Annotated in this window: 1 protein-coding gene; it reads left to right on the top strand. The window is 32.1% G+C overall.

Features of this window, described 5'->3' with window-relative positions; genetic code table 11:
• Positions 1-352: 352 nt before the first annotated feature.
• Positions 353-1,714 carry an O-antigen ligase family protein gene (locus IEW48_RS16475; protein ID WP_188624704.1) on the top strand — a complete coding sequence of 454 codons (1,362 nt, stop codon included), beginning with the start codon at positions 353-355 and terminating at the stop codon, positions 1,712-1,714.
• Positions 1,715-1,918 lie beyond the last annotated feature (204 nt).

The following is a 1,918-nucleotide window of genomic DNA, read 5'->3' as shown; positions in this document are numbered from 1 at the left end:
CGGGCGTAAGCCTTTACCCTTGATGAAATGGACGGACAGGCTATACTACAAAAAGACGAAACAAAGAGCATTTTTGAGAAATAACTTAAAAAGTTGTGATTATGTCCAAATTTAGGGGGTTAATCCGGTCAACCATGTACAGTATCTCGACTTTCATTCGGCAAGCTTAGCCCTATTTCAATTCATAGAAGGGTGGTATAATCGTAAAAGAATCCATAGCCGCCTGGGTTACAGAACACCTCAGGAAGTGGAAGATCTTGTGAAACATTCCGCTTAAAACTTAACTTTTTTGTGTCCAGGATATTGACTCAAATCCATTTATTGTAAAATAAATACATGAGAGGTTATTGTAATGAGTCTTTCTATTTTACGAAATAACGTAATGGGTCAACCAATTTTACAAAATAATAAAGGAAGTAAAATAACTTTTCTTTTATTCATTTTTATACTTGTTTCTGTTACGTCATCGTTTGATATATTCTTAACTTTTTCGATAGGTGGATTCACATTTAGGATTGCTCAATTTTTACTGATGTTTCCCATTTTTTTGTGGTTTGTTAATACTATTCGCTCCGGCTTAATAAAACTTCCTTTGGGTTCTGTAAGTTTAGTAATATGGACAATATTTATTCTCGTTTTTGTACCAAATACAACATTTTGGGAAAGGAATTTAGGATATTTTTTTTGGTTGGTATTAAATTTGTGTATGGTGTTTTCGCTTGTACACTTCGTGAATGATTTAAATAAGATTTTAACATTAATCAAATGGTATATTTATTCATTTTTGTTTGTGTCTATTTTTGGTTTAATTCAATTTGCTCTAGGGATATTGGGAATTACTCCTCCTTTTGTGACCCAATGGTGGGTTTTAGGGAGTTTGCCAAGAATTAATGGATTTTCTTATGAACCATCATATTATTCAACCTATTTATTAATTGGTTGGATACTCGTGTTCTATATATATTATGAAAATATAAATTTGTTTTCAAGAAGAAAGTTATTTGTTATACTTATGTTTATTACATTAGCCATGATTTTAAGTTCTTCAAGAATGGCTATTTTGTTAATGGTAATTTGGATAATGCGATACATTTTTTTATTTGTGTGGCATCTTTTTAAGGCTCAATTTCATCTGAAATATTTTAAAGTAGTATTATTATATATGTCCATAATGATTTCTTTATTAGGATTTGTGTTTTATGGAGGAGAACGTACTGCGTTTCTCCTATCCGGTACAGGCATTAATGGAACGTCTTCACATTCTGTGGATGCTCGCTTTGAGAATTTTACGGATACTTTAAATGTATTTATGAAAAATCCTTTAATTGGTGTAAGTTTAGGAGGAGTTGCTCCCGCTATCGGGAGATTGCATGGTATTACAGTAACAGATCAAGAAACTGCTAAGCATTTTGAAGGAATTTCAATATTTGCAGAGGTATTAGCGGCGAGTGGGATAATAGGATTTACATTTTTTATGAGTTACATTTTTACCATTATTTTTAAACCATTTATCCTTAGTAAAAAAATTAATAATCAACTAATTAGTGGTTTACTAAAGGGAATGGTATTTTCTCTTATTGGTTTATTAATTATTCTTCAATTTAATCAAAATATATTGAGATTATATTTATGGTTACACATTGGGATTTTGTCTGCGCTATATTCCGTATCATTGAAACAGTTAAAAAATAAAATGACGCTTTTATCTGAATGATAGAGGGGATATTTTACATCCTCTATCCTTTTTTAATCGCCGTGAAAGGGGTGAACACATACCCGTAGTTACTACTTCCCGAGTTCGACAGTCACTAGATAAACAAATCACTCATAAACCCTTGATACAGCTGGGTTCATGAGCCATTCAGCATGGTTGATGCGTGTATCTATGAATTTGGCTGGATCTCGAGGAACCTTGGAG

Origin of the sequence: Caldalkalibacillus thermarum (assembly GCF_014644735.1) — a bacterium.
GTDB lineage: Bacteria > Bacillota > Bacilli > Caldalkalibacillales > Caldalkalibacillaceae > Caldalkalibacillus > Caldalkalibacillus thermarum.
The sequence above is the reverse complement of the archived record's forward strand: the minus strand, read 5'-3'. Positions and strand labels throughout refer to the sequence as shown.